Source organism: Bradyrhizobium sp. 26S5 (assembly GCF_036923295.1).
In the GTDB taxonomy this organism is placed as follows: domain Bacteria; phylum Pseudomonadota; class Alphaproteobacteria; order Rhizobiales; family Xanthobacteraceae; genus Bradyrhizobium; species Bradyrhizobium septentrionale.
Window position 1 is genome coordinate 9,476,415 of sequence record NZ_CP145948.1, and the last position, 23,773, is coordinate 9,500,187.

Here is a 23,773-nt window from a genome sequence, read left to right on the forward strand (position 1 = left end):
TCATGAACGCGCAAAACGGCGCGACGAAAAGTCCGGGAGCAACGCAAGTGACCGTCTATGTGATCGTGCAACTCAAGATGACCGATCGTGCCGCCTATGATCGGTATCAGGCGCGCTTCTTCGACGTGTTCAGGAAGTTCAACGGGCGGCTGCTGTCGGCCGACGAACAGCCCGCGGTGCTCGAAGGCACCTGGGATCGCGACAAGCTGGTGCTGATGTCGTTCCCTGACGAAGCCGCATTCCGCGCCTGGTCGGAATCGCCCGAATATGTCGAGATCTCCAGGGACCGCAAAGCGGGCGCGCAAGGCACCGTGCTTCTCGCCAAGGGCTTTGCGCCCTGATGCCGTTACCCGCTACCGGCGTGAACCCTTTGCTAAGGGTTGGTGGCTAGGGTTAACGGACAATCAATCAGAAAATTCAGGACGACTTCGGTTTCCATGGCGCGGACAGCAGGACAAGCCGTGGCATCGCGCCCTCACACGTGCCTCATCGGCCGGGTGAGCCGATGGAAGCAGCAGCATTATCGTGGGACCGGAAATGACCATCAAGTTTCAGAATTTGCCCATCATTGCCAAGATCGCGGTGCCCGCGGCCATTATCGCCCTGGTCGCGATCGGCATCGTCGTCCAGGCCTCGCTCGCGCTGAGCCATTTGTCGGCGACCGCGTCCGACCTGGTGGATGGCAACGCCCGCCGCGTGCAGTACAGCCTCGAAGCCGAGAGTAACTTCAACAGCGCGGCCGTCAGCGAGAAGAATGTCATCCTCAGCGCCGCCGACACCAAGGCGATCGCCTCCAACATCGAAGCCTACAACAAGGCAACCGATGCGACGCTTGCCGCCGTCGACCGCCTGGCGTCCGTCACATCGGACGCCGGACAGCAGCAGCTGATCGACACGCTGCGCCGCGCGGTCAAGGACCGCCGCGAGGCCAGCGCAAAGGTGTTCGAGCTGGTCACCGCGGGCAAGCTGGAGGACGCCTTCGCCTACTCGCGCAATGTCGCGGCCAAGCATCGCCAGACCGCGATGGAGGCGGTCGCCAGCCTGATCGCCGCCAATGTGAAGGGCATGCAGGCCGCGCGTGACCAGGGCATCGCCACCGCCGACCAGACCCGCCTCGTGCTGCTGTTCGGCGCCGCCGCCGGGCTGCTCTGTGCCTTCAATATCCTCGCCTGGATCGCGTTCAGCCAGATCGCGCGGCCGCTGTCGCGCATGACGGAGGAGATGACGAAGCTCGCCGAGGGCGATCTCGACATCGCGGTGGTCGGCGATGACAGGAACGACGAGGTCGGCGGCCTCGCCAAGTCGCTGCGCGTGTTCAAGGAGAATGCGATCACGGCGCGCCGCCTCGAAGCCGAACAGCGCGAGGAGCAGCTGCGCAAGGAGGCCCGGCAGCGCGCTGTCGAGGGCCACATCGCGACCTTCGACAATCAGGTCTCGGAAGCGCTGAACGCCCTGACCGCGGCCTCGACCGAAATGCACGCGACCGCCGGAAGCATGTCGGCGACCGCGGAGGAAACCAGCCGGCAGGCGACGTTCGTTGCCACCGCATCCAACGAGGCCTCGGCGAACGTCCAGACCGTCGCGGTCGCAACCGAGGAACTGCACGCCTCGATCAGCGAGATCACCCGCCAGGTGACGCAGGCGGCCCAGACCGCAAGAGCGGCGGTGGACGAGACCGATCGCACCAACGCGACCATCGAGAGCCTGGCCGCGGCTGCGCAGCGGATCGGCGAGGTGATCTCGCTGATCCAGAACATCGCGTCGCAGACCAATCTCTTGGCATTGAACGCAACGATCGAGGCTGCGCGCGCCGGCGAGTCCGGCAAGGGTTTTGCGGTGGTCGCCAATGAAGTGAAGGCGCTTGCCACCCAGACCGCCAAGGCGACCGAGGACATCTCCTCGCAGATCGCGGCCATCCAGCAGGAGACCGGTCAGGCCGTCGCCGCGATCCGGGCGATCGGCGGCACCATCGGGCGGATGAGCGAAATCGCGGCGGCGATCTCCGCCGCTGTCGAGCAGCAGAGCGCTGCTACCCGCGACATCTCGAAGAACATTCAGGAAGTTTCGCGCGGCACCAGCGAGGTGTCGGCGAATGTCGGCAGCGTCAACGAAGCCGCCACCGAGACCGGATCGGCGGCCACGCAGGTGCTGACGGCCGCCGACGATCTCAGTCAGCAATCCGCAACGCTGCGCGGCAACGTCAACGCATTCCTGGACAAGATCCGCGCGGCCTGACCGGATCAGGCAGCCTCTCACTGCAAAGGGCGGCGCCGGGCGATCGGAGCCGCCCTTTCTGTTGGCTCTGCGCAGTCGCGCGCGAACCGCGGCTCACCAGAATGGGCCGAATCCGAAGCCGAAGGTGAACGGCGCCGGCGCAGCATACGGATATGGCCGGTAATAATAGGGCCGCGCGTAATAATAGGAGCCGTACGGACGGTAATAGGAGTAGGAGCGATAGTACGGCCGGTAGCTGTGGTGATAATGATGCCGATGGTAATAGTGATGATGGCGCTGCGCGCTGAAGTCAGTCGCCTTGCCTGCGTGCCGCTGTTGCGCGGCGGCCGGCGGCTTGGCTGATGCCGCAGCGGTTGCCGATGCCGGCGCCGTCAATGCGAAGGCACAAGCGACCGCGGCAACACCGATCCATCTCATCATGATCAACTCCTGCAGATTGCGATTGATACCATCTCGCGCGCGCGAATCTGCCGGTTTGATGGCTGCAAACGACAACAGGCCCGTTGCTCACGGGCCTGTGTCTCAACTGCGCTGATACGCCGCGCGATCAGCGGTGCCAGTGGCGACGATGCCCCCAGCCACGGTGATGTCCGCGACCCCAGCCGCGATGCCAGCCCACTTGCGTGGTTGTCTGATTCGCGTTGTCCTGAACCTTTGCGGCCGTGCCTGGCGTCGCCAGCGACATCGCATTTGCGCGCTCGGTTGGCGCCGCCAAGACCAGCACGGCACCGACAGCCGCGAGCCCCAGAACCTTCATCACCTTCATGAGTCTTCTCCTTGATCCCTTGATGTCACGTCTAGCAACGACGCCTCGCGTTAGCGCGCGAATCGACCGCCGTTGCCGCGACGCAGATCGCAAGCAGAGTGCGGATGACGTGAATGGGATGTGAATGACTGCGCCACGATTGTGAATGCTGCTGGCGCGCTCAAGTTCCGATGCGTCGCGCGAATTTTCGCGCTCACACGCAAAACCCGGCACAGACTATGGTCGTATCTCGCGTGCTCTCTGTTGCAGGAGGTTGCCGTGACACACACAGGCACACGCAGGCGATTGCTTCGAACCGCGCTTGCGACGCTCAGTGGTTCCATTATGCTCGCCGATGTCGCGCTCGCCTCGCAGGGACCGGGCGGCGGCATGGGAACGGCGAGCCATCTCACGCAAATGCTGATGGCCGTTGTGGTCTATGGAACGACGGGGGTGATCGCCGCTACTGCTGTGATCAGCGCGGCACGACGGCGGATGCGCAGCTAGAGCGTTTTCGAGCGAAGTGGATACCGGTTCGCGTGAAGAAAACGCGTAAAAATAGTGAGCTAGAGCTTCGGTTCTGATTCATCAGAACCGAAAATGCTCTAGCCGGGCCGCCAGAAGCAGTTCATGCGCGGGGTGATCACGGTGCCGCTCGGCCGGTGCTCCTGGACATAGGTCGCGGTGCAGTCGCGCACGGCGTTCGGACCGGGATTGTAGCGCGGGATGACATCCGGTTCCCAATGATCGGGCCGGGACCGGTAGATCGGCACGCGCTTCAGCCGGCGGCGCTCGACGACCCGCTCGCGCGCCACCGGGTCCGCCTGACCGATGCGCGCTTCAGCCGCCGCGCTCTGTGCCTGCGCCTCTCCCGCCGGAAGCGAGAGCCCGACTGCACCAGCCAACAACACTGCCGCCACGATCCGTTTCATCACGCCCACCCAAGCCCCATCCTTGAGCCCCACTGTTGGGCCGCACGGTCTCCCATTGCACCGCCAAGGTCAACTGCGCTGGCGCCGCCTGAGGCACTCGCGCTAAAGGAGTGTCATGTGGACCACAGCCAAAGCCCCCTCGCTCGCCGAGATGGAGGCCATGGCGCACGAGATTTTCGAGCGCCTGCCGGAGACGTTCCGGGCCCTCTGCGAGGGCCTGATCATCCGCGTCGACGACTTCCCGACCGACGAGGTGCTCGACGACATGCAGGCCCAGAGCGAGTTCGACCTGCTGGGCCTGTTCCACGGCATCGGCCTGCCGCAGCAGAGCTATGGCGACGTCGCCCGGCTGCCCAACCTGGTCTGGCTCTACCGCCGGCCGATCCTGGACTACTGGGCGGAGCACGATGAGACCCTCGGCCACATCGTCCGCCACGTGCTGATCCATGAAATCGGCCACCATTTCGGCCTCTCGGACGCCGATATGGAGGCGATTGAGGCCGCTGCGGGCTAGCCCTGCAGAAATGGCCCTTTTACCGCTGTCACATTCGCGATAAATAACCGCCCCTATCCCTCATTTTGACCGGGAAGTGCAACGATGGACAAGTTCACCACGCTGGAAGGCGTCGCGGCGCCGCTGAAGATCATCAATGTCGACACCGACATGATCATTCCGAAGCAGTACCTCAAGACCATCAAGCGCACCGGCCTTGGCAAGGGGCTTTTCTCCGAGCAGCGCTACAAGGATGACGGCAGCGAGAACCCGGATTTCGTCCTCAACCAGCCTGCCTATCGCAATACGAAGGTGCTGGTCGCCGGCGACAATTTCGGCTGCGGCTCGAGCCGCGAGCACGCGCCCTGGGCGCTGCTCGACTTCGGCATCCGCTGCGTGATCTCGACCTCGTTCGGCGACATCTTCTACAACAACTGCTTCAAGAACGGCATCCTGCCGATCCGCGTGTCGCAGGAGGACCTCGACAAGCTGTTCGACGATGCCGAGCGCGGCGCCAATGCGACGCTGACCATCGATCTGCCCAACCAGGAGATCCGCGGTCCGGACGGCGGCAAGGTCAAGTTCGAGATCGATCCGTTCCGCAAGCATTGCCTGATCAACGGCCTCGACGACATCGGCCTGACGATGGAGAAGAAGACGTCGATCGACACCTTTGAGGCCAAGCTCAAGGAGCGCGCCTGGGCTTGAGCGGCAGCGTGTCATCGAGCCCCGGTGCCTTGCGGCGCCGGGGCTTTTGTTTGCCGAATTGCCTCACCGCAGACTTGCTGATACCTGACGCGCATGTTGCCTGACATCGTCACCTTCTGGCACGGCTCGATGGACGCGCTGCGCCAGACCTGCCTGCGCTCGCAGGTGGCGGCGGGGCACAAGGTCACCGTCTACAGCTTCGATCCCATTCCCGGCCTGCCCAACGGCATCGGCAATGCCGAGGCAGAGGCGGTGCTGCCGCATTCGTTCTCGGAGAGGCTACGTCCGGCCGAGCCGGACGGTTCGTGGCGCGACTGGACCATCCTGCAGTTCAGCGACTTCTTCCGTATGCGGCTGATGCGGCAGCGCGCCGGCCTCTGGCTCGATGCCGATGTGCTGCTGCTGAAGAGCGTCGAGATCGATCCGGCAAAGCCCTATTTTGCCTGGGAACGGCCGCGCCAGCTCGGCAACTCGGTGCTGTATTTGCCGCCGGATGATCCGATCGTGCGCGCTTTCGAAGCGCTGATGCAGCAGGACGAACTGACCCCGGACTGGCTGGCGCTGCGTCACCGCGTGACCTTTGCGATGCGCCGGCTGCGCGGCAAATCCAATCGCCTCGCCGACATCCGCGTCGCGATCTTCGGCCCTGCGGCGCTCACCGCGCTGGCGCGCCGCGAAGGCGAATTGCAGCACGCGCTGCCGAAGCGTTCGTTCTACGCGGTGCATGCCGAGCCAAAGCTGTTCTTCGAGCCGACGGATTTTTCGAACTACCTGAACGACCCCGCCATCGTCGGCCTGCACATCTCGCCAAAGGGCCGCGGCAAGGACGCGCCGATCCCTGGCAGTCTTTATGCGTGGGCGGCGGAGAGGTTCGGGAGCTGACGCAGGCGCGGTCTTACCCTCTCCCCTTGTGGGAGAGGGTGCGCTCGCGAAGCGAGTGCGGGTGAGGGGTTCTCTCCGCACGGATTAATCTCGCGGGCGGAGAGAACCCCTCATCCGTCGCGGACTGCGTCCGCGCCACCTTCTCCCACAAGGGGAGAAGGGAAGGTCTTCGATCGCGCCTAATGCCCCATCGCAGCGATCGCGTCGGCGATCGCGATCGTACGCCTCGCCATCTCGGCGTGCAGGCGCTCCACCATGCGGCCGTCGAGCTGGATCGCACCGCGCGAGGCGTTCTCCGGCTGTTCGAAGGCGGCGATGATCTTGCGCGCCTCAGTGACCTCGGCCTCGGGCGGTGTGAAGATCGCGTTGCAGGCGTCGATGTGGCTCGGGTGGATCAGCGTCTTGCCGTCGAAGCCGAGATCGCGGCCCTGCGCGCATTCCTCGGCAAAGCCGTCGACATTGCTGATGTCGCAATAGGGACCGTCGAGGATTTCGAGCCCGTGCGCGCGGGTCGCCAGGATGCAATGCGTGATCATCGGGATCATCGCCGCGCGGCCGGGCTTCATCCGGATCCGGGTTTCGCGCGCAATGTCGTTCGGCCCGAACACGAAGCCGGCGAGCCGGGTTTCGGAATCTTTTGACGCCGCGGCGAGCTTGTCGGCGTCGAGCACCGCGCGCGCGGTCTCGATCATGGCCCAGACCCGGATCGAGGCGGGCGCATTGATGTCGCTGAGGCGGTCGGCAACCGCATTGAGATCATCGACGGTGGAGATCTTGGGAACCAGGATGCCGTCCGGCTGCGCCTTGCCGGCCATGCCGATGTCGTCGACCCACCAGGGCGTGTCGAGGGCGTTGATCCGGATCAGGACCTCGCGCTTGCCGAAGCCCTTGGCGGCGACCGCCTTGGCGATCTGCTCACGGGCCACCGCCTTGGCGTCGGGGGCCACGGAATCCTCGAGATCGAGGATGATGCCGTCCGCCGGCAGCGTCCGGGCCTTTTCCAGCGCCCGTGCATTCGATCCCGGCATGAACAACAGGCTGCGGCGCGGACGGGTCATGGTGATCTCCTCAAGGCCTCTGGCAGATTGTTGTTTAAGCATGATCTTTTCGGAAAACCGCTTCGCACTTTTTCGGATCATGCTCTAGCGAAAGTCCATTGTTTAGGCACTGATCGGCCGCGGCTTTTCAAGCCCCGGCGCTATCATTTCAGCCCCGACGCCGAAAGTCTTGTTCCGGACATGCGCTTGTGGTTAGGCAGTGGCATGCAGTCCTTTCCGAAGCAATTGATCGACGGCTACCACGCCTTTGCCACGCAGCGGCTGCCGACCGAGCAGTCCCGCTACCGGGACCTGTCCGAGCGCGGCCAGTTCCCCGAGACCATGGTGATCGGCTGTTGCGACTCCCGCGTCTCGCCGGAAGTGATCTTCGATGCCGGCCCTGGCGAGTTGTTCGTCGTCCGCAACATCGCCAATTTGGTTCCGGTCTACCAGCCCGACAGCAACGCCCACGGCGTCTCGGCCGCGCTGGAGTATGCCGTGACCGTACTGAAGGTGAAGAATCTCGTGGTGCTGGGCCATGCCCAGTGCGGCGGCATCCGCGCCTTCATCGACAAGATCAAGCCGCTGACGCCGGGCGACTTCATCGGCAAATGGATGCAGATGTTCATCAAGCCGGGCGAGGTCGTCGAGCAGCGCGAGCATGAAAGCATGCAGGACTTCGTCACCCGCATCGAGAAGGCCGCGGTGTTCCGTTCGCTGGAGAACCTGATGACCTTCCCGTTCGTGCGCGAACGCGTGGAGAGCGGTGACATGCAACTGCACGGCGCCTATTTCGGCGTCGCCGAAGGCTCGCTGTTCGTGCTTGATAAGGTCGCGAAGGAATTCGTCAGCGTTCGCTGACGCGCCGAAATCAGGCCAACAGAAATCTATTCGCCGCCGTGATGGCCGCTGCCCCAGCGGTCGGAGATCGCGAGCATGAAGGACGACACCACGAACACCAGGTGCACACCGACCAGCCAGGCGAGCTTGCTGGGATCGAAGGCGGTATCGAGGTTCATGAACGCCTTCAGCACCTGAATGGCTGAGATCGCGACAATCGACGCCAGCAATTTCTGTTTCAAGCCGCCGAAATCGACCTTGGTCATCCAGTCCGGCCAATCCGGGTGCCCTTCCGGATCGATCTTCGAGACGAAATTCTCGTAACCGGAAAACACCACGATCAGGATCAGATTGCCGGTCAGCGAGATGTCGATCAGCGAGAGCACGCCGAGGATGATGTCGGATTCCTTGGCATCCGGCACATGCAGGATGAAGTGCCACAGCTCCATGCAGAACTTGAGCAGCAATGCCGCGAGGCTGATGACGAGGCCGAAATAGAACGGCGCCATCAGCCAGCGGCTGTTGAAGAGCAGGTTCTCGAAACGACGTTCAACGCGCTTCAGCGTCGGATTGGGCCGATAGGTCCCCGGTTGTTCCGCCATGACACGCGCTTCCTGACCCGTATCCCGCGTTTCGCTGTTACGCCGCCTTCTTCTTGGCGGTGATCAGCTTGCGGTTGATCAGGACCTCGGCGATCTGGATCGCGTTCAGCGCGGCACCCTTGCGCAGATTGTCCGAGACGCACCAGAACGACAGGCCGTTCTCCACCGTCGCGTCCTCGCGGATGCGGCTGATATAGGTCGCGTCCTCGCCGGCCGCCTCATACGGCGTGACGTAGCCGCCCGGCTCGTGCTTGTCGATCACCAGGCACCCCGGCGCATTGCGCAGGATGTTGCGCGCCTCGTCCGCCGTGATCGGGTTGGCGAACTCGACATTGACGGCCTCGGAGTGACCGACGAAGACCGGCACGCGCACGCAGGTCGCGGTCAGCTTGATCTTGGGATCAAGGATCTTCTTGGTCTCCATCATCATCTTCCACTCTTCCTTGGTGAAGCCGTCTTCCATGAAGACGTCGATCTGGGGAATGACGTTGAAGGCGATGCGCTTCGGAAACTTCTTATTGATCAGCTCGTCATTGGTGTAGACGGCCTTGGTCTGCGTGAACAACTCGTCCATCGCGTCCTTGCCGGCGCCCGACACCGATTGATAGGTCGAGACCACGACGCGCGTGATCGTCGCCTTGTCGTGCAGCGGCTTCAGCGCGACGACGAGCTGCGCGGTCGAGCAGTTCGGATTGGCGATGATGTTCTTCTTGGTGAAGCCGGCGGCCGCATCCGCGTTCACCTCCGGCACGATCAGCGGCACGTCCGGGTCCATGCGCCAGGCCGAGGAATTGTCGATCACGACCGCGCCGGCGGCGCCGATCCTGGGCGACCATTCCTTGGAGACCGAGCCGCCGGCCGACATCAGGCAGATGTCGACGTCGGAGAAATCATAATGCTCGAGCGCCTTCACCTTCAGCGTGCGGTCGCCATAGGAGACCTCGACGCCGACGCTGCGGCGCGAGGCCAGCACGACGACCTCGTCGGCGGGGAATTTGCGCTCGTCGAGAATGTTGAGCATTTCGCGCCCGACATTGCCGGTCGCTCCGACCACCGCGACTTTGTAACCCATCGTTCACTCTCCGACGAAAAATGCCCGTTCCCCCGCTGGCAGCGGAAAGGGAAGAGGCAGCGCTTCTATGCGAGAAACCCCGTCAAGACAACGTTGCGTAGCTTTTGAGCGTTTTGATGCGTTTCTTTGAGGCCGGTCCGGCCGCCCCCCATCATACGAGAACTCCGTCAGCGCTGACGAGTTTCGTCGACGAAATATACGCCACGCTCTCCCGGCTGTTCGCCTATGTCGCCATGCTCGCGCTGTTCGCCGTCCTCGGCAACCATCTATGGAAGCAACTGCCGGACGCAACGGCGATGGCGGCCCCCACCGTCGCGGGCTGGAGCCTGGCCGGCCGCTCGACGCCGGCTTTTGCCATCAGCCGACTCGATCCGCGAGATAAAACAGAGACTTACGAAATCTTCCGGCACCCCGAGGGCGGCCGCAAGGACGTCTTCCGCTGGGCCGACGCCAATGGTGCGCCGGTAGCGGAGCTCGAAATCTACCGCCCCGGCGGCGAGGCCATGGGACCCGCAGTCACCGAGATCGCCGGGCGGCTCGACCCGGGCGGCGTGCGCGAGCTCGAGGCCGCCGGCATCGTCGACAGCAAGTTCGGCAGCGTCACGTTGCTGCGCCCGGCGCGGCAGGACGGCAGCCGCAGTTGCCCCGGCTTCCTCAAGCAGGCCGACGCGCCTGATCTGCGCATCTCCGGCTGGACCTGCCAAGGCGCCAGCCTGCCGGCCCAGCGCGCCGCGATCGTCTGCATGCTGAACCGGCTGACCCTGCTGGCCGCGGGCAATGACCTGCGGCTCGCTGCGCTGTTCGCGCATGCCGAGCTGCGGCGCACCGACTGCGTTACCACCGGCCCGCCGGCCCTGTCGGCCGACTGGGTGATGGGCAGCGAGAACCCGCTTCTGCGCGGCGCCCTTTGATGGCAAGACCGTGGCAAGACACTGGTTTACATGAAACTTTTGCTCTACCGGCCGCATTATCTGGGCCGGTGTGGCGCAATTGACCTAGTGACGGGCTTCCCACCAAGGCTACAATATGTTCCGAGTGATTTTGGCGGACGCGCCAGCCCCCCGAGGGGGCCGTAATGACGAGGATGCGATGACCTTGAAATTCCCTGCCGCGAACAAGCTCGTGGTATTGCTTGCCGCGGCTGCCGTCACCGCAACCGCGCTCAGTGTGACCGCAGCCAGCGCGCAGAGCCCGCGCAAGCAGCAAGAGCAGTATGACCGCGACGGCCGCCGCTATTACGGCCAGCAGGGTCCGAACCGGGTCTATCAGCAGGGTCCGCGCACCCGCGTTTACGTCACCACGCGCTCGTGGCTGGACGCCGGCACCGAAGTGCTGCCCGGCGACCGCAAGTTCAACGACTACGCCTATCCGCCGGAGATCGGCTACCCCTCGTTCGGGCGCGAGAACAACAACCGTCCGATCGATCGCCAGCCGCTCAGCCCGCCGGCCGATCTCGGCGGCTATCCGCGGAACTTCCCGCTGTACTGAGAATTTCGGCAAGCAGCCGATACGAAAATGCCCGGCTCCGGCCGGGCATTTTTGTTGATGAAGCAACTCCGGCGACGTGCGCTTCCGCTAGGGAAGCGGAAAATCCTTCTTCACGATCGGACGCAGCATCGAATACGGAATTGTGCAGGTACAGTTGCATTGTCCGTATCCTCCGAAGCCATAGGAGCCATAGTCGATGACGGCTGCTGTGGCGTCGAAACTCCAGGACTTCAGGTCTTTTGAATTCTCGCTGACTTCCGTCAGTTCGACGTCATCCCTCCAGTGATCAGCGTCATCCGATCGCTCCTTTTTCTGCTTCGCGACTTCCGATCGGCAGAATTCGAAAATCGGCTTCGCGCTGACTTCGTCGAGAAGATCGTCGAACCTCAGTTGCCGGTTCAGCGTCCTGTCGAAGTTGATGTTGTAGCTGCCCGAATCAGGATGCGCCTGCCCGAGATAGCTTCCCCTCGTCACGTGCACCGAAACCAGCCGCGAGGACGCGTAGGGAAGATCGATCTCAAGGCTGACCTCATAGTTGTCATGAGGCCCCGGATTCTCCTTTCCCGCCTCGGCGTCGAACATTGCCCTCTTCACTGCGCTGTCGATCGCCGCGTTCAGTCGCGATTGCCAATCGCCGGCGCCGACGAATTCGATAGCGCTGATAGCAAGGTCCGCCGAACCGTTCTTCGCCGGCCGGGAGATGAAAACCCGTCGAAACAAGCGGTCCGAAAGACTCCCGGTGCGCGGCCTTCCATCCAGATACCCCTGTCTCTCCCGGGATTGCACAGCAAGACACGCGGGCAAGGGCCTGATTGCGTTGGGACTGGCGCAGATCGCGTCTCGTGACTGTATCCATTCCATCTGAGAACGCCGCAATACAGCCGCTGCGTTGGCGGGCAACGAGTTGCGCAGCTGACGATATGTCTTGCCAAGCGCCTCGTCGGCGCTGCGTGCTTCGGGATCTGAGCAGATCGCCTTTTCCGCGGTGCTGTTTGCCGCCGTGCAGTCGATCGCGAGGGCTGGATGCGCGAAAAGGACCGATGCAAGAGCAATACCAACGGTGCGCACGCGTCGCCCTCCAGGGTTGCCCGACACCGCATGTTCACTTTGCGCAGGCACTCACACGCCTATCAAGGGCCGCGGCAATTTCAAGAAAAATGCCGGGATTGGCCCGGCATTTTGTTTGGTGTTGCCACACCGGGACGGATGCTTGTCGCATCGCCCCGGAATGTCAGAGCCAGCCTTACGCGTGCAGCTCCTGCAATTCCTTCAGGATCGCTTCGCCCATCTGCGTCGTGCTGACCGGCGTGGTGCCTTCGGACTTGATGTCGGCGGTGCGCAAGCCGTTGGCGAGCACGGCCGCGATCGCGGCATCGACCTTGTCGGCGAGATCGCCCATGGCGAAGGAATAGCGCAGTGCCATGCCGAACGAGGCGATCATCGCGATCGGATTGGCGAGGCCTCGGCCTGCGATATCCGGCGCCGAGCCGTGCACCGGCTCATACAATGCCTTGCGCTCGTTGGTCTTGGCGTCCGCCTTGCCGAGCGAAGCCGACGGCAGCAGGCCGAGCGACCCCGTCAGCATCGCCGCAATGTCCGACAGCATGTCGCCGAACAGATTGTCTGTGACGATGACGTCGAATTGCTTCGGCGTCTTGACGAGATTCATGCCGCCAGAATCGGCGAGCTGATGCTCGAGCGTGACGTCCTTGTATTCGCGCGCATGGACCTGGGTCATGACCTCGTTCCAGAGCACGCCCGACTTCATGACGTTGCGCTTTTCCATCGACGTCACCTTGTTACGGCGCTTGCGCGCCAGGTCGAAGGCGACACGGCCGATCCGCTCGATTTCAAAGGTGTCGTAGACTTGGGTGTCGACCGCGCGCTTCTGGCCGTTGCCGATATCGGTGATGGTCTTCGGCTCGCCGAAATAGACGCCGCCGGTGAGCTCGCGCACGATCATGATGTCGAGGCCCTCGACCACCTCGCGCTTCAGGCTCGAGGCGTCCGCCAGCGCCGGGTAGCACACCGCCGGACGCAGATTGGCGAACAGGCCGAGATCCTTGCGCAGCCGCAGCAGGCCGGCCTCGGGGCGGACTTCGTAGGGCACGCTGTCCCACTTCGGACCGCCGACCGCGCCGAAGATCACGGCGTCGGCCGCCGTGGCCTTGGCCATGTCGCCCTCCGAGATCGACACCTTGTGGGCGTCATAGGCGGAGCCGCCGACCAGCCCCTGCTCGGTCTCGAACCTGGCGATGCCCTGCGCATTCAGCCAGTCGATCAGGCGCTGTACCTCGGCCATCACTTCGGGGCCGATGCCGTCGCCGGGGAGAAGCAGCAGTTTGTGGGTCGCCATGGTTCGTTCCTCACTCAATCGGGCATGCCCGTCATCGTCAGGCGCGAGTGCTAAAACGCCCCGGGCGGATTGGCAAGGCGCCTCGGACAGGGCCAAAATGGCCCCACAGAGCCAACCGCGCCCCAAGAAGCCAACAAGACGGACCTCATGACCGGAGCCATCGTCTACGCCTTCGCCTCGGCCATTTTCCTCGGCGCAGGCGTCGTGCTGGCGCAGCTTGGCTTGCGCACTGTCGAGCCGCTGTCGGGCGCCGCAATCAGCGTGCCGTCCTTCACTCTGCTGTTCCTGCTGTTGTCGCCGCTGATCCTGCATGGCGAGCCGGTGGTGTGGCGCGGCCTGCCGATCTTCATGGCGATCGGCCTGTTCTTCCCGGCCTCGCTGACGCTTTTGACTTTCGCGTCGAACCGGTCGCTGGGACCCGTCATCACCTCGACATTGGGCAATCTGGCGCCGCTGTTTGCGGTCACCGCCGCCGTGGTGCTGCTGCACGAGCCGCTCGAGCCGCAGCAGCTCGCCGGCCTCGTCGTCGCGGTGGCGGGCGCGGCTGTCATCACCGTGACCCGGCCGCGCGACCTCGGCCATTGGCGCAGCTGGGCGCTGCTGCTGCCGCTCGCCAGCGCGCTGGTGCGCGGCATCGTGCCCCCGATTGCCAAGCTCGGGCTTGCGATCTGGCCGAGCCCGCTCTGGGCCTGTCTGATCGGCTACATCATGTCCTCGCTGGTGGTGCTGACCGTGCAGCGGATCCGCAAGGGCAGCTTCACGGTGCAGGCCCCGCGCGAGGGCCGGTTCTGGTTCGCATTGACCGGCATCAGCAACGGGCTCAGTGCACTCAGCCTGTTCGCCGCGGTCCGCAACGGCCCGATCACGCTGGTGGCGCCGCTGGCCGCGATCTATCCGCTGGTCACCGTGGCGCTGAGCGCAATGCTGCTGAAACATGTCGAGATCACGGCGCGGATCGTCGCCGGAACCCTGCTGACCGTGATCGGTGTCGCGCTGGTCCTGATCGCTTGATTGTCTGATACGCAAGACAGTGTTGCGGCCTCCGGCGCTGGGCAGCGCCGCTGCGGCCTGCCACAATGGCGGCATTGCCGGAGTGAATTGTGAGAGCCCCCGCCCCGTCCTATCCGCATCCCGCGCGGCTGATCCTGATTCTGTCGCTCGCACCGACGGTCGGTCTCGGCATCGGCCGCTTCGCCTATTCGCTGGTGCTGCCCGACATGCGCGACTCGCTGGCCTGGTCGTATTCGGCCGCCGGCTTCATGAACACGATCAATGCCGCCGGCTATCTGGTAGGCGCGCTGTTCGCCTCGCGTCTGATCCAGCGCTTCGGGCTTGCCACATCGGTGCGCTGGTCGACGCTGGCCTGCGCGCTGTCGCTGGCGCTCTGCGCCATCTCGGGCAATTTTGCCGTGCTGAGCTTTGCCCGCCTGCTGGTCGGCTTCGCCGCCGCAATCGGCTTCGTCGGCGGCGGCGCACTCGCGGCGACCATTGCGCAGTCGCGGCCGGAGCGCGCGAACTTCCTGCTTAGCCTGTTCTATGCCGGGCCGGGCGTCGGCATCCTGGCATCCGGCCTGATCGCGCCCTTCGTGCTGCAGGGCTTTGGCGCGGGCTCCTGGTGGATCGTGTGGTGGGCGATGACCTTGCTCTCCGCGATCATGACCGTGCCGCTGCTGCTTGCGCCCTTCCACGCCGGTGCGGCCGCCGCCGGTATCGTGCGGACCAAATTCGAAATCATGCCGGTCCTGATCTACCTCGCCGCCTATTTCCTGTTCGGGGCCGGCTACATCGCCTACATGACCTTCATGATCGCCTATGTCCGCGACGGCGGCGGCGGCGCGGTCGCACAGAGCGCGTTCTGGAGCCTGATCGGCGTCAGCGCATTCGTGACGCCCTGGTTCTGGCGGCGGGTGCTGGCGCTCGACCGCGGCGGGATCGCCACCACCATCATCCTCGGCGTCAACGCGCTCGGCGCGAGCCTGCCGATCTTCGGGCATTCGCCGCTGCTGCTTACGATTTCCGCGCTGGTGTTCGGCGTCGCCTTCTTCGCGGTGGTGGGGTCGACCACCGCCTTCGTACGCTTCAACTACCCGCCGCAAGCCTGGCCGACTGCGATCGCGGCGATGACCATCGCCTTCGGCATCGGGCAGACGCTCGGGCCGATCGTGGTCGGCGCGATCACGGATGCCGTCGGCAGCCTGTCATTTGCGCTGAACGTCTCGGCCGCGATGCTCGCGCTCGGCGCACTGCTGTCGGCGTTTCAGCGGAAGGTGGGGCCGTAACCTTGCTGTCGTCCCGGCGAACGCCGGGACGACGGCAAGCTAGCTCCCGCTGAATGAATTGTAGCCTTGGTCTTCCCAGTAGCCGCCCTTGTAGTCGTTGGTGACTTCCATCGAGAGCACGTATTTCGGGTTCTTGAAGCCGAGCTTGGTTGGCACCCGGATCTTCATCGGGAAACCGTAGGCGCGCGGCAGGATCTCGTCGCCGAACTTGAAGGTCATCTGGGTCTGCGGATGCAGCGCCGTGCGCATGTCCAAAGGTGAATTGTAGCCGTCCTTGTCGGCGCACTGGAACCAGACATATTTGGCGCGCGTATCGGCGCCGATGATCTTGAGGAAATCGCGCAGCGGCGTGCCGGTCCAGCTGCCGATCGCGCTCCAGCCCTCGACGCAGATATGGCGCGTCACCTGCTTGACCTGCGGCAGCTTGTACAACTCGTCCAGCGTCCACGACTTCTTGTTGTCGACCAGCCCGCGCACCTCGAGCTTCCAGTCCGCGCCCGCGACCTCGGGCGCATCGTCGAGATCGTAATAGGCATTGAACGGGAACGGCTTGGTGATCATGCTCTCGGGATACGTCGGCGCCAGCGCATCCGGATTGAACATCCAGGCCTGTACCGCGTCGTTGAACTTCGAGACCCTCTTCAGCAGCTCTTCCGCCGGTGACGAATCGACCACGTCGCAGCCGGTCAACAGCGTCAGCGCGCCGAGGCTGGTGCCCGCCGTGATGAAACGGCGGCGCGTCAGTTCCGGCATCGTCTTCACCGCGTCGCGGACCAGCAGCTTCTTGTCGACACCGGGGATCAGGAGTTTGCGCAGGCGACCCATAGCATCCTCTCAAGAGTCTCATTTTTGGGCATGATCAACTCCGAAAACCGGTTCCCACTTTTCGGGATCATGCTCTAGCGCCCGATGATCATGGCGCGCAGGCTCTTCGGCACCAGCAGTGCGAGCGCGACATGGATCACCAGGAAGGCGACGATCAGCGCCATGCAGGTGAAATGAACATAACGGGCGAAGTCGTAGCCGCCGAACAGCGTCACCAGCCAATGCAATTGCACCGGCTTCCACATCGACAGGCCGGACAGCACGATCACGACGCCGACGATGATGATGCCGGTATAGAGCAGCTTCTGCACCGAATTGTACTTGCTGAGATCGTCATGCGACAGTTTGAAGGTCAGCGCCGCCTTGGTATCGGAGATCACGCCGCCGGGGGTGATCGGCAGCAGCTTCTTGCGGAAGCGGCCGGTGGCGAACCCGAGCGCCAGATAGATCAGGCCGTTGACCATCAACAGCCACATCGCGGCGAAGTGCCAGAGCAGCGCGCCGCCGAGCCAGCCGCCGAGCGTGATGCTCCGCGAGAAGGTGAAGCCAAACAGCGGCGAGGCGTTGTAGATCTGCCAGCCGGACATGATCATCAGGATCATCGCGAATGCGTTGATCCAGTGCACCATCCGCACCCAGACCGGCTGGATCACCTTCGCCGGCGTTGCGGTCTCTGCCTGGTGGTCGCTGACGGCAAGGCTCGTCATGGCATATCTCTGCTCGTGGTCGTTACCAGCTTATACGCCGGGAACCGGGGTTCCGTTACAGGGTCGCGCCTACTCAGTTTGATATAGGCGCCCCCATCTGGTCACAAAAATGCGAGCCGGGGCGAGGCTCCGGCTCGCTGTTTCGTAAAGCGCTCAGGGACTAAATCGGGCCGCCGGGTGTTACGTCGCCGGCATCAGCACGGTGTCGACCACATGGATGACGCCGTTCGACTGGTTGACGTTGGAAATCGTCACCATCGAGGTGCCGCCCTTGGCATCGACGATCCAGACCTTGCCGTCCTGCTTCTTCACGGTGAGTTCCTCGCCCTCCGCGGTCTTCAGCTTCTTGCCGTCGGTGAGGTCGGAGGCCTCGAGCTTGCCGGGCACCACATGGTAGGTGAGGATCTTGGTCAGCGTCGCCTTGTTCTCGGGCTTGACGAGGTTGTCGACGGTTCCGGCCGGCAGCTTGCCGAACGCGGCGTTGGTCGGCGCGAACACCGTGAACGGGCCCTTGCTTTCCAGCGTGCTGACCAGGCCCGCGGCCTTCACCGCGGCGACGAGGGTGGTGTGGTCCTTCGAATTGACGGCGTTCTGGACGATGTTCTTGGACGGGAACATCGCGGCGCCGCCGACCATCACGGTCTTTTCCTCGGCGCGGACCGGGGCCACGACAGTGGCGGTGATCGCAAGCGCGCTGAAGGCGGCGGCAGCGAGATAGGCAATACGCTTCGACATGGTTTCGTCTCCCGATGAGATATCCAACCGGCGAGGCATCGCCGGCGATGATGGACAACGGCGCGTGTTGTTCGGTGTCTGCGTCGTCGTTGGCCGAGCTACGGCAGGTTTTCCCGGCGGTTTCCGGAAATAATTCTTTGTGATTCCTGAAACCGGCTGCGGCGCGCTTCGTACGCGCAGCGCAGCCCACAACTTGTCGACCATTCCATTCAGCGGAATGGACGGGTGCGCTACCGCGAGCAATTTGCTTGCCGCCATTGCCCGATTGGTTCAGCCTGAGATTGCAGCGCAGCTTCGCTAGCCAGGCGGGTGTGGGGAGGACGATCATGAGCAGCATCACGGCTGATGGCCACGCCGCGCCTGCGGCGAACGAGGCCAGCAGCGACATCGGCCCGCTCGAGCAGAAGCACCTGCAATTTGCCAATTACCGCGCGGTCGCCGGCGGCACCGAGGTGACGAAAACGCATTGGCACATCGCCACCGCCAACGCACTCGGCTGGGGTTTTGACGGCATGGACGGCGTGATCTTCGCGCTGGTCTCGCCGATGGTGATCAAGGAATTTTCGCTAAGCCTGCCGGAATATCGCTCCGGCATGCAGATCGCGCTGTTCGTCGGCATCGCCGGCCTCTATTTCTGGCCATGGCTGGCGGACCGGTTTGGCCGGCGCACGCTGCTCGCCGTCAACATCGCGCTGTTCTCGCTGTTGATGCCGGTCGCGGCACTGTCGCCGACCTTTACAGTCTTTGTCATCGCGCGCTCGTTCCTGTTCTTCGCGCTCAACGGCGAATGGTCGCTCGGCTCAATGCTGGTGGCCGAAACCTGGCCGGCGCGGCTGCGCGGGCGGGTGATCACCATCACGCGATCGGCCTGGTGCCTCGGTGCCACGCTCGCCGGCGCGATCACCGGACTGGTCGCCGCCAATTTCGGCTGGCGCATCGCAGTCATGGTGCCCGGCGTGATCGCGCTGCTCGCGATCTATATCCGCTCCACCTGCCCGGAATCGCCCTATTGGGTGCGCGCGCAGGACCGCAAGCGGCGCATCTCGGAGACGCTGGCGCGCGGCGGCACGGTCAGCGCCGACGATGGCGCCTGGTTCGGCAAGGCCAAGTCGGTCGGCATCCGCCAGGTGTTCCTGCCCGACGTGCTGCCCGCAACGCTGGTTGCGCTGTTCGTTGCCTGCGCCAGCACTTCCATCTACGGCACGGTCGGCGCCTGGATGCCGCTGTACCTATCGACCGAGAAGCATTGGTCGACGACGGAATACAGCCTGTTCTACGTGTTCTACGGCCTTTGCGGCTTCCTCGGACTGTGCCTGGTCGGCTGGCTGATCGACAAGATCGGCCGCCGGCGCGCCTTCATCATCACCTTGATCGAGGGTGCGATCTTCATGACGCTCTGGGTCTATTCCGAGGACCGCGTCCTGCTCTGGACGTTCGGGCTGCTCTGGTGCCTCGGCTTCCTCGGCTTCTGGGGACCGAGCACGACCCTGACCGCGGAAATCTTCCCGACCCGCATCCGCGGCGCCGCCAACGGCGTGGTGTGGGCGATCGCCTATTTCGTCGGCTTCGTGCTGTTCCCGTTCGTTTCGATCGCACTCCAGCAGCACACCGGCTCGTTCGCGCTGGCGTTCCTCTGCATCCCCGTGCTGATGATCGCGATGGCGGTCGGTGTCTTCCTGTGGGTCCCCGAGCATTCCGGCAGGGAGCTGAACGAGATCATCGAGTGATCGGGGCTACGTTGCTCCAACCTCCCCTTGAAAAGGGGAGGTCGCTTTGCTCGCCAGAGCAAAGCGGGTGGGGATCTGCTCTCTCCACATACACGGTCGCCTGCGGCTGACCCCCATCCCGACCTTCCCCCTTTCAGGGGGAAGGAGAAGACGGACCTAATCCCTGTTCGCCGGCGTCTGGATGAACCCGCGGTTGTGGGTCGGGCTGATCAGGATCTCGTTCATGCAGACCCGCGGCGGCATGCTGGCGACGAAAGCGATGGTGCGGCCGCAATCCTCGGGCTGCAGCATCTTGGCCTGCTCGGCTTCGCTCGGCACCACCGGCCGCTGCTTGAGGATCGGCGTTGCAACCTCGCCCGGCGACAGGCAGCAGGCGCGCAGGCCGTTGACGCATTCGTCCATGTTGAAGGAGTGGGTCAGCGCCAGCACCGCGTGCTTGGTCGTGGTGTAGGCCGGGCCCGGCATTTTCGAGACGTGACGGCCGGCCCAGGAGGCGACGTTGATGATGCAGCCGTCCTGTTGCTTGCGCATCGTCGGCAGCACCGCGCGCATGCAATAGAGCACGCCGTTGAGGTTGACCTCGACGAGCTTGTCCCAGCCTTCCAGTTCCATGTCGGCCCAGCTGCGCTTCGGCACATTGATGCCGGCGCTGTTGACCAGGAGGTCGATGCGGCCGTGTTTGGCGACGACGGTCTCGGCCGCCTTGTTGACGTCGGCCTTGTTGCTGACGTCGAGCGGGATCGCCTCGGCCTTGCCGCCCTTGTTCGTGATGTTGGCCACCACGCGGTCGAGCTCTTCCTTGCGGCGGCCGGAGACCACCACCGTCCAGCCGTCCGCAGCCAGGAATTCCGCCCCGGATTCGCCGATTCCGGTGCCGCCGCCGGTGACCCAGGCCACGCGTTTCCCATTATTTGTCATGCAAACTGTCTCCGTTGCTTTCCGAAGGGCGTTTTTGCTAATCCAGCGCTAGTGCCCCGCTTCCGAAGTTCGTGATCCGCCGCGGCAGACACTGACACGAACTTCGGAAGCTTACGGGGCACTAGCGAATCTAATTAATCTAGTGCCGCTTATCGATTTGAAGTTCCTAGTAGGACTCGCGGCGCCTGGCTAGGAACTTCAAATCGGCGGCACTAGCCTTTCCGGCTCTTTCGCCCCTCGGGGAATGTTTGCATGAACACGACCACCAACGCCAACCTGTTTTCCCGCCTGTTCGACGGCCTCGACGATCCCAATCGGCTCGCGATCGAGCAGCTCGACGGCAGCCGCATCTCCTATGGCGATCTGATCGCGCGGGCCGGTCAGATGGCGAATGTGCTGGTGGAGCGCGGCGTCAAGCCGGGCGACCGCGTCGCGGCGCAGACCGAGAAATCGGTTTCGGCTCTGGTGCTCTACCTCGCCACCGTGCGGGCTGGCGGCGTCTATTTGCCGCTCAACACCGCCTACACGCTGAACGAGCTCGAATACTTCATCAGCGACGCCGAGCCGTCGCTGGTGGTCTGCGATCCCGCCAAGCTCGAAGGCATCAAGGCGATCGCCGCCAAGGTGGGCGCCAAAGTCGAGACGCTGGATACCGGCGGCAAGGGCTCGCTGACCGAGGCCACCGACAAGGCTCGTAAGGAATTCACCACCGTGCCGCGCGGCAATGACGACCTCGCCGCCATCCTCTACACGTCAGGCACCACCGGCCGCTCCAAGGGCGCGATGCTGTCGCACGACAATCTGGCGTCGAACTCCTACTCGCTGGTCGACTACTGGCGCTTCACCGACAAGGACGTGCTGATCCACGCGCTGCCGATCTATCACACCCACGGCCTGTTCGTGGCGAGCAACGTGACGCTGTTCTCACGCGCCTCGATGATCTTCCTGCCGAAGTTCGATCCGGACCTGATCATCAAGCTGATGGCCCGCGCCACCGTGATGATGGGCGTGCCGACCTTCTACACCCGCCTGTTGCAGAACCCCGGCCTGAACAAGGACGCGACGAAGCACATGCGGCTGTTCATCTCGGGCTCCGCGCCGCTGCTCGCCGACACCCATCGCGAATGGTCGGAGCGCACCGGCCATGCCGTGCTCGAGCGCTACGGCATGACCGAAACCAACATGAACACAAGCAACCCCTATGACGGCGACCGTGTGCCCGGCGCGGTCGGCTTCGCGCTGCCCGGCGTCTCGGTGCGGGTCACCGATCCCGAGACCGGCAAGGAGCTCGCGCCCGAGACCATCGGCATGATCGAGGTCAAGGGCCCGAACGTGTTCCAGGGCTACTGGCGCATGCCGGAGAAGACCAAGGCCGAATTCCGCGGCGACGGCTTCTTCATCACCGGCGATCTCGGCAAGATCGACGGCAGGGGCTACGTCCACATCCTCGGCCGCGGCAAGGATCTCGTGATCTCCGGCGGCTTCAACGTCTACCCGAAGGAAATCGAGAGCGAGATCGACGCCATGCCCGGCGTAATCGAATCCGCAGTGATCGGCGTGCCGCATGCCGATTTCGGCGAAGGCGTCACCGCCGTGCTGGTCTGCAGCAGGGGCGCCGATGTCAGCGAAGCCTCGGTGCTGAAGGCGCTCGACGGGCGGCTCGCCAAATTCAAGATGCCCAAGCGCGTCTTCGTCGTCGACGAACTGCCGCGCAATGCGATGGGCAAGGTGCAGAAGAACATTCTGCGCGATACGTATAAGGATATTTATTCGAAGGCGTAAGGGGCGCGACGATGTCGCGATAACCGATGAACCGCAAAGAGGCTATTCGGTTGAGTGACCAGCTCATCATCGCCAACGAGGCGATGATGAAAGCCCGAACGGCTATTGCAGAACTCGGAAAAGAGGAGCAACTCGAATTCGACGGCCCGCTCTTCGAGCTTCTGGTTGAGCTGCAATGGCAAGTGATGGTGCCGCTTTACGAAAAATTCCCTGACTTGCTGCCGTCGGGGCTTCTTGACGAATTGCCTGTCCCCGCCCCCACCTCCGACGCGGCATGGAGCGACGTAAAATTGCCGCGTGGCCACCACAGCAGCGCTCGATGACCTCCTCATGTCGCTTCTGGAGCCATACTGGCAAAAGGCCGCATTGGTTCTGCTCAAAGGCACCAACCGTTGCGAAGAGCTGGGATTGCCGTTCACCTATCGCATGATGGCAGCACGTTTGCGATACCTATGGGATACCGGTCGAATCGAATGTGAGGGTGACCTCCGTTCTCCGGCCCACAGCCAGGTACGGCTGCAGGACTAGCACACAGCCCGCGCTAGTGCCCGCCGGCGAGGCTGAGCACGAACCGCCCGCCGACGATGAAGAGATAGGCCCCGAACGCCATCTCCAGCGCCCGCTTCGACAGCGCGTGCGCGACCTTCACGCCGAGCGGCGCGGTGACCAGCGTGGTCGGCATCACCAGCAGCGCGCCGATCAGCGAGACATAGCCGAGCGCGAAGGGCAGCTGCAGCGCAGTCACATCGGGGAAGCGCGCGGCGACGGGCCAGCCGGCATAGACATAACCCAGAGCACCCGGGATCGAGATCAACACCGCAAGCGCCGAGGAGGTCGCGACCGCCTGATGGATCGGGCGGCCGTAGAAGGTCATCAAGAGATTGGCGAACAGGCCGCCGCCGATACCCATCAGCGTCGACAGCAGGCCGACGAAGAAGCCATAGACGCGCATCAGGAAACCTTTCGGCACGTCGTCGCCGAACTTCCAGGTCTCGCGCGCCAATAGCAGCCGCGCGGCCGCCGACCACGCCACCATCACGAACACGATCTTGAACAGCCGCTCCGGCGCAAACCGCGCGGTGACGCTGCCGGCGGCGACGCCGATCACGATCGGCAGCCACCAGCGCTTCAATATCTCCATGTCGACCGCGCCGCGGCGATAGTGGGCGCGAAACGAGCTCAGCGAGGTCGGGATGATGATCGCAAGCGAGGTGCCGATGCACAGCGGCATCCGCACCTCGAGCGGCACGCCGGCGAGGCGAAAGCATTCGTAGAACACCGGCACCAGGATCGCGCCGCCGCCGATGCCGAATAGGCCGGCGAGAAACCCGGACAGCGCTCCGACCGCGATCAGCAGCAGCGCAAGCTCGAGCAGTTCCTTGGGATCGAGGCCGGCCATCATCCTTCCCG

General features: G+C 63.9%; 27 protein-coding genes. 14 read left to right on the forward strand and 13 right to left on the reverse strand.

All coding sequences use genetic code 11. The annotated features are described in order from the left end of the window. The first annotated feature begins 47 nt into the window (after window positions 1–47). Together V5279_RS44640 and V5279_RS44645 are read left to right on the forward strand one after the other, a co-directional pair. Complete coding sequence (locus tag V5279_RS44640) at window positions 48–341, forward strand: DUF1330 domain-containing protein (protein WP_338693652.1); 294 nt, start codon at window positions 48–50, stop codon at window positions 339–341. A 196-nt stretch (window positions 342–537) separates the two neighbouring features. Beyond that, window positions 538–2,235, forward strand: a complete 1,698-nt coding sequence (locus V5279_RS44645) for a methyl-accepting chemotaxis protein (protein WP_338693654.1) — start codon at window positions 538–540, stop codon at window positions 2,233–2,235. A 93-nt stretch (window positions 2,236–2,328) separates the two neighbouring features. Here V5279_RS44645 and V5279_RS44650 read toward each other — a convergent pair whose 3' ends face one another. Both V5279_RS44650 and V5279_RS44655 read right to left on the reverse strand, forming a co-directional pair. Beyond that, entirely contained in the window at window positions 2,329–2,655 is a 327-nt protein-coding gene (locus tag V5279_RS44650) for a hypothetical protein (protein WP_338693656.1), read from the reverse strand. A 127-nt stretch (window positions 2,656–2,782) separates the two neighbouring features. After that, complete coding sequence (locus V5279_RS44655; protein ID WP_338693658.1) at window positions 2,783–3,001, reverse strand: hypothetical protein; 219 nt, start codon at window positions 2,999–3,001, stop codon at window positions 2,783–2,785. 258 nt (window positions 3,002–3,259) lie between these two features. Here V5279_RS44655 and V5279_RS44660 point away from each other — a divergent pair, with 258 nt between their 5' ends. Further along, on the forward strand, window positions 3,260–3,487 hold the full coding sequence (locus tag V5279_RS44660; RefSeq protein ID WP_338693660.1) for a hypothetical protein: 228 nt from the start codon (window positions 3,260–3,262) through the stop codon (window positions 3,485–3,487). 98 nt (window positions 3,488–3,585) lie between these two features. On the opposite strand, the gene V5279_RS44665 is transcribed toward V5279_RS44660, so the two are convergent. Further along, window positions 3,586–3,912, reverse strand: coding sequence for a hypothetical protein (locus V5279_RS44665; protein ID WP_166300541.1), 327 nt, complete (start codon window positions 3,910–3,912; stop codon window positions 3,586–3,588). Between the two features lie 115 nt (window positions 3,913–4,027). Here V5279_RS44665 and V5279_RS44670 point away from each other — a divergent pair, with 115 nt between their 5' ends. From V5279_RS44670 to V5279_RS44680, 3 genes are all read left to right on the forward strand, one after another. Continuing rightward, the gene (locus V5279_RS44670) at window positions 4,028–4,426 is read left to right on the forward strand and encodes a metallopeptidase family protein (protein WP_166300539.1); all 399 of its coding nucleotides are present in this window, start codon (window positions 4,028–4,030) and stop codon (window positions 4,424–4,426) included. Window positions 4,427–4,510: 84 nt separating this feature from the next. Then, a complete protein-coding gene (leuD, locus tag V5279_RS44675; protein ID WP_338693665.1) occupies window positions 4,511–5,113 on the forward strand; it encodes a 3-isopropylmalate dehydratase small subunit in 603 nt (200 codons plus the stop codon). Window positions 5,114–5,206: 93 nt separating this feature from the next. After that, complete coding sequence (locus tag V5279_RS44680; RefSeq protein WP_338693667.1) at window positions 5,207–5,995, forward strand: hypothetical protein; 789 nt, start codon at window positions 5,207–5,209, stop codon at window positions 5,993–5,995. 179 nt (window positions 5,996–6,174) lie between these two features. Here V5279_RS44680 and V5279_RS44685 read toward each other — a convergent pair whose 3' ends face one another. Continuing rightward, window positions 6,175–7,053, reverse strand: a complete 879-nt coding sequence (locus V5279_RS44685; RefSeq protein ID WP_338693669.1) for a CoA ester lyase — start codon at window positions 7,051–7,053, stop codon at window positions 6,175–6,177. 204 nt (window positions 7,054–7,257) lie between these two features. Between V5279_RS44685 and V5279_RS44690 the strand changes: the two genes are divergently transcribed. Further along, on the forward strand, window positions 7,258–7,893 hold the full coding sequence (locus V5279_RS44690; protein WP_338693671.1) for a carbonic anhydrase: 636 nt from the start codon (window positions 7,258–7,260) through the stop codon (window positions 7,891–7,893). A 26-nt stretch (window positions 7,894–7,919) separates the two neighbouring features. Here the strand turns inward: V5279_RS44690 and V5279_RS44695 are convergent, their stop codons facing one another. Beyond that, window positions 7,920–8,474, reverse strand: coding sequence for a TIGR00645 family protein (locus V5279_RS44695; protein ID WP_166300529.1), 555 nt, complete (start codon window positions 8,472–8,474; stop codon window positions 7,920–7,922). Between the two features lie 37 nt (window positions 8,475–8,511). Beyond that, on the reverse strand, window positions 8,512–9,546 hold the full coding sequence (locus V5279_RS44700) for an aspartate-semialdehyde dehydrogenase (RefSeq protein WP_166300527.1): 1,035 nt from the start codon (window positions 9,544–9,546) through the stop codon (window positions 8,512–8,514). Window positions 9,547–9,662: 116 nt separating this feature from the next. Between V5279_RS44700 and V5279_RS44705 the strand changes: the two genes are divergently transcribed. Both V5279_RS44705 and V5279_RS44710 read left to right on the forward strand, forming a co-directional pair. Next, complete coding sequence (locus V5279_RS44705; protein WP_338693675.1) at window positions 9,663–10,457, forward strand: hypothetical protein; 795 nt, start codon at window positions 9,663–9,665, stop codon at window positions 10,455–10,457. Between the two features lie 178 nt (window positions 10,458–10,635). Further along, entirely contained in the window at window positions 10,636–11,034 is a 399-nt protein-coding gene (locus tag V5279_RS44710; protein WP_338693677.1) for a hypothetical protein, read from the forward strand. A gap of 87 nt (window positions 11,035–11,121) precedes the next feature. On the opposite strand, the gene V5279_RS44715 is transcribed toward V5279_RS44710, so the two are convergent. Beyond that, window positions 11,122–12,102: a lysozyme inhibitor LprI family protein gene (locus V5279_RS44715; RefSeq protein ID WP_338693679.1), complete on the reverse strand. Its 981-nt coding sequence runs from the start codon at window positions 12,100–12,102 to the stop codon at window positions 11,122–11,124. Between the two features lie 175 nt (window positions 12,103–12,277). After that, the gene (gene leuB, locus V5279_RS44720) at window positions 12,278–13,390 is read right to left on the reverse strand and encodes a 3-isopropylmalate dehydrogenase (protein WP_338693681.1); all 1,113 of its coding nucleotides are present in this window, start codon (window positions 13,388–13,390) and stop codon (window positions 12,278–12,280) included. Window positions 13,391–13,537: 147 nt separating this feature from the next. On the opposite strand from leuB, the gene V5279_RS44725 reads away from it, so the two are divergent. Both V5279_RS44725 and V5279_RS44730 read left to right on the forward strand, forming a co-directional pair. Then, a complete protein-coding gene (locus tag V5279_RS44725; protein WP_338693683.1) occupies window positions 13,538–14,401 on the forward strand; it encodes an EamA family transporter in 864 nt (287 codons plus the stop codon). Window positions 14,402–14,490: 89 nt separating this feature from the next. Next, window positions 14,491–15,669: a YbfB/YjiJ family MFS transporter gene (locus V5279_RS44730; protein ID WP_338693685.1), complete on the forward strand. Its 1,179-nt coding sequence runs from the start codon at window positions 14,491–14,493 to the stop codon at window positions 15,667–15,669. Window positions 15,670–15,708: 39 nt separating this feature from the next. Here V5279_RS44730 and V5279_RS44735 read toward each other — a convergent pair whose 3' ends face one another. The 3 genes from V5279_RS44735 to V5279_RS44745 all read right to left on the reverse strand — a co-directional run bounded on the left by V5279_RS44735 (window position 15,709) and on the right by V5279_RS44745 (window position 17,936). Next, window positions 15,709–16,494: a molybdopterin-binding protein gene (locus V5279_RS44735; protein WP_338693687.1), complete on the reverse strand. Its 786-nt coding sequence runs from the start codon at window positions 16,492–16,494 to the stop codon at window positions 15,709–15,711. Window positions 16,495–16,568: 74 nt separating this feature from the next. Continuing rightward, complete coding sequence (locus tag V5279_RS44740) at window positions 16,569–17,201, reverse strand: cytochrome b/b6 domain-containing protein (protein WP_338693689.1); 633 nt, start codon at window positions 17,199–17,201, stop codon at window positions 16,569–16,571. A 180-nt stretch (window positions 17,202–17,381) separates the two neighbouring features. Continuing rightward, on the reverse strand, window positions 17,382–17,936 hold the full coding sequence (locus V5279_RS44745) for a fasciclin domain-containing protein (protein ID WP_166307821.1): 555 nt from the start codon (window positions 17,934–17,936) through the stop codon (window positions 17,382–17,384). A 326-nt stretch (window positions 17,937–18,262) separates the two neighbouring features. On the opposite strand from V5279_RS44745, the gene V5279_RS44750 reads away from it, so the two are divergent. Next, window positions 18,263–19,663 (forward strand): MFS transporter, encoded by a 1,401-nt coding sequence (locus V5279_RS44750; protein ID WP_338693694.1) that lies wholly within the window; start codon window positions 18,263–18,265, stop codon window positions 19,661–19,663. Window positions 19,664–19,819: 156 nt separating this feature from the next. Here the strand turns inward: V5279_RS44750 and V5279_RS44755 are convergent, their stop codons facing one another. Continuing rightward, complete coding sequence (locus V5279_RS44755; RefSeq protein ID WP_338693696.1) at window positions 19,820–20,581, reverse strand: SDR family oxidoreductase; 762 nt, start codon at window positions 20,579–20,581, stop codon at window positions 19,820–19,822. A 252-nt stretch (window positions 20,582–20,833) separates the two neighbouring features. Here V5279_RS44755 and V5279_RS44760 point away from each other — a divergent pair, with 252 nt between their 5' ends. Then, window positions 20,834–22,363, forward strand: coding sequence for a malonyl-CoA synthase (locus tag V5279_RS44760; protein ID WP_338693698.1), 1,530 nt, complete (start codon window positions 20,834–20,836; stop codon window positions 22,361–22,363). Window positions 22,364–22,389: 26 nt separating this feature from the next. After that, the gene (locus tag V5279_RS44765; RefSeq protein ID WP_338693700.1) at window positions 22,390–22,686 is read left to right on the forward strand and encodes a hypothetical protein; all 297 of its coding nucleotides are present in this window, start codon (window positions 22,390–22,392) and stop codon (window positions 22,684–22,686) included. 218 nt (window positions 22,687–22,904) lie between these two features. Here V5279_RS44765 and V5279_RS44770 read toward each other — a convergent pair whose 3' ends face one another. Next, the gene (locus V5279_RS44770; RefSeq protein ID WP_338693702.1) at window positions 22,905–23,765 is read right to left on the reverse strand and encodes a sulfite exporter TauE/SafE family protein; all 861 of its coding nucleotides are present in this window, start codon (window positions 23,763–23,765) and stop codon (window positions 22,905–22,907) included. Between the last annotated feature and the right edge of the window lie 8 nt (window positions 23,766–23,773).

What these genes read in the sequence shown, in the direction of transcription:
- V5279_RS44665 (WP_166300541.1), bottom strand. Translation starts at nt 3,912, where the DNA reads ATGAAACGGATCGTGGCGGCAGTGTTGTTGGCTGGTGCAGTCGGGCTC.
- V5279_RS44645 (WP_338693654.1), top strand. Translation starts at nt 538, where the DNA reads ATGACCATCAAGTTTCAGAATTTGCCCATCATTGCCAAGATCGCGGTG.
- V5279_RS44690 (WP_338693671.1), top strand. Translation starts at nt 7,258, where the DNA reads ATGCAGTCCTTTCCGAAGCAATTGATCGACGGCTACCACGCCTTTGCC.
- V5279_RS44750 (WP_338693694.1), top strand. Translation starts at nt 18,263, where the DNA reads ATGAGCAGCATCACGGCTGATGGCCACGCCGCGCCTGCGGCGAACGAG.
- V5279_RS44755 (WP_338693696.1), bottom strand. Translation starts at nt 20,581, where the DNA reads ATGACAAATAATGGGAAACGCGTGGCCTGGGTCACCGGCGGCGGCACC.
- leuB (WP_338693681.1), bottom strand. Translation starts at nt 13,390, where the DNA reads ATGGCGACCCACAAACTGCTGCTTCTCCCCGGCGACGGCATCGGCCCC.
- V5279_RS44760 (WP_338693698.1), top strand. Translation starts at nt 20,834, where the DNA reads ATGAACACGACCACCAACGCCAACCTGTTTTCCCGCCTGTTCGACGGC.
- V5279_RS44710 (WP_338693677.1), top strand. Translation starts at nt 10,636, where the DNA reads ATGACCTTGAAATTCCCTGCCGCGAACAAGCTCGTGGTATTGCTTGCC.
- leuD (WP_338693665.1), top strand. Translation starts at nt 4,511, where the DNA reads ATGGACAAGTTCACCACGCTGGAAGGCGTCGCGGCGCCGCTGAAGATC.
- V5279_RS44655 (WP_338693658.1), bottom strand. Translation starts at nt 3,001, where the DNA reads ATGAAGGTGATGAAGGTTCTGGGGCTCGCGGCTGTCGGTGCCGTGCTG.
- V5279_RS44765 (WP_338693700.1), top strand. Translation starts at nt 22,390, where the DNA reads ATGAACCGCAAAGAGGCTATTCGGTTGAGTGACCAGCTCATCATCGCC.
- V5279_RS44685 (WP_338693669.1), bottom strand. Translation starts at nt 7,053, where the DNA reads ATGACCCGTCCGCGCCGCAGCCTGTTGTTCATGCCGGGATCGAATGCA.
- V5279_RS44770 (WP_338693702.1), bottom strand. Translation starts at nt 23,765, where the DNA reads ATGATGGCCGGCCTCGATCCCAAGGAACTGCTCGAGCTTGCGCTGCTG.
- V5279_RS44700 (WP_166300527.1), bottom strand. Translation starts at nt 9,546, where the DNA reads ATGGGTTACAAAGTCGCGGTGGTCGGAGCGACCGGCAATGTCGGGCGC.
- V5279_RS44695 (WP_166300529.1), bottom strand. Translation starts at nt 8,474, where the DNA reads ATGGCGGAACAACCGGGGACCTATCGGCCCAATCCGACGCTGAAGCGC.
- V5279_RS44705 (WP_338693675.1), top strand. Translation starts at nt 9,663, where the DNA reads ATGCGTTTCTTTGAGGCCGGTCCGGCCGCCCCCCATCATACGAGAACT.
- V5279_RS44680 (WP_338693667.1), top strand. Translation starts at nt 5,207, where the DNA reads ATGTTGCCTGACATCGTCACCTTCTGGCACGGCTCGATGGACGCGCTG.
- V5279_RS44650 (WP_338693656.1), bottom strand. Translation starts at nt 2,655, where the DNA reads ATGATGAGATGGATCGGTGTTGCCGCGGTCGCTTGTGCCTTCGCATTG.
- V5279_RS44670 (WP_166300539.1), top strand. Translation starts at nt 4,028, where the DNA reads ATGTGGACCACAGCCAAAGCCCCCTCGCTCGCCGAGATGGAGGCCATG.
- V5279_RS44740 (WP_338693689.1), bottom strand. Translation starts at nt 17,201, where the DNA reads ATGACGAGCCTTGCCGTCAGCGACCACCAGGCAGAGACCGCAACGCCG.
- V5279_RS44725 (WP_338693683.1), top strand. Translation starts at nt 13,538, where the DNA reads ATGACCGGAGCCATCGTCTACGCCTTCGCCTCGGCCATTTTCCTCGGC.
- V5279_RS44745 (WP_166307821.1), bottom strand. Translation starts at nt 17,936, where the DNA reads ATGTCGAAGCGTATTGCCTATCTCGCTGCCGCCGCCTTCAGCGCGCTT.
- V5279_RS44735 (WP_338693687.1), bottom strand. Translation starts at nt 16,494, where the DNA reads ATGGGTCGCCTGCGCAAACTCCTGATCCCCGGTGTCGACAAGAAGCTG.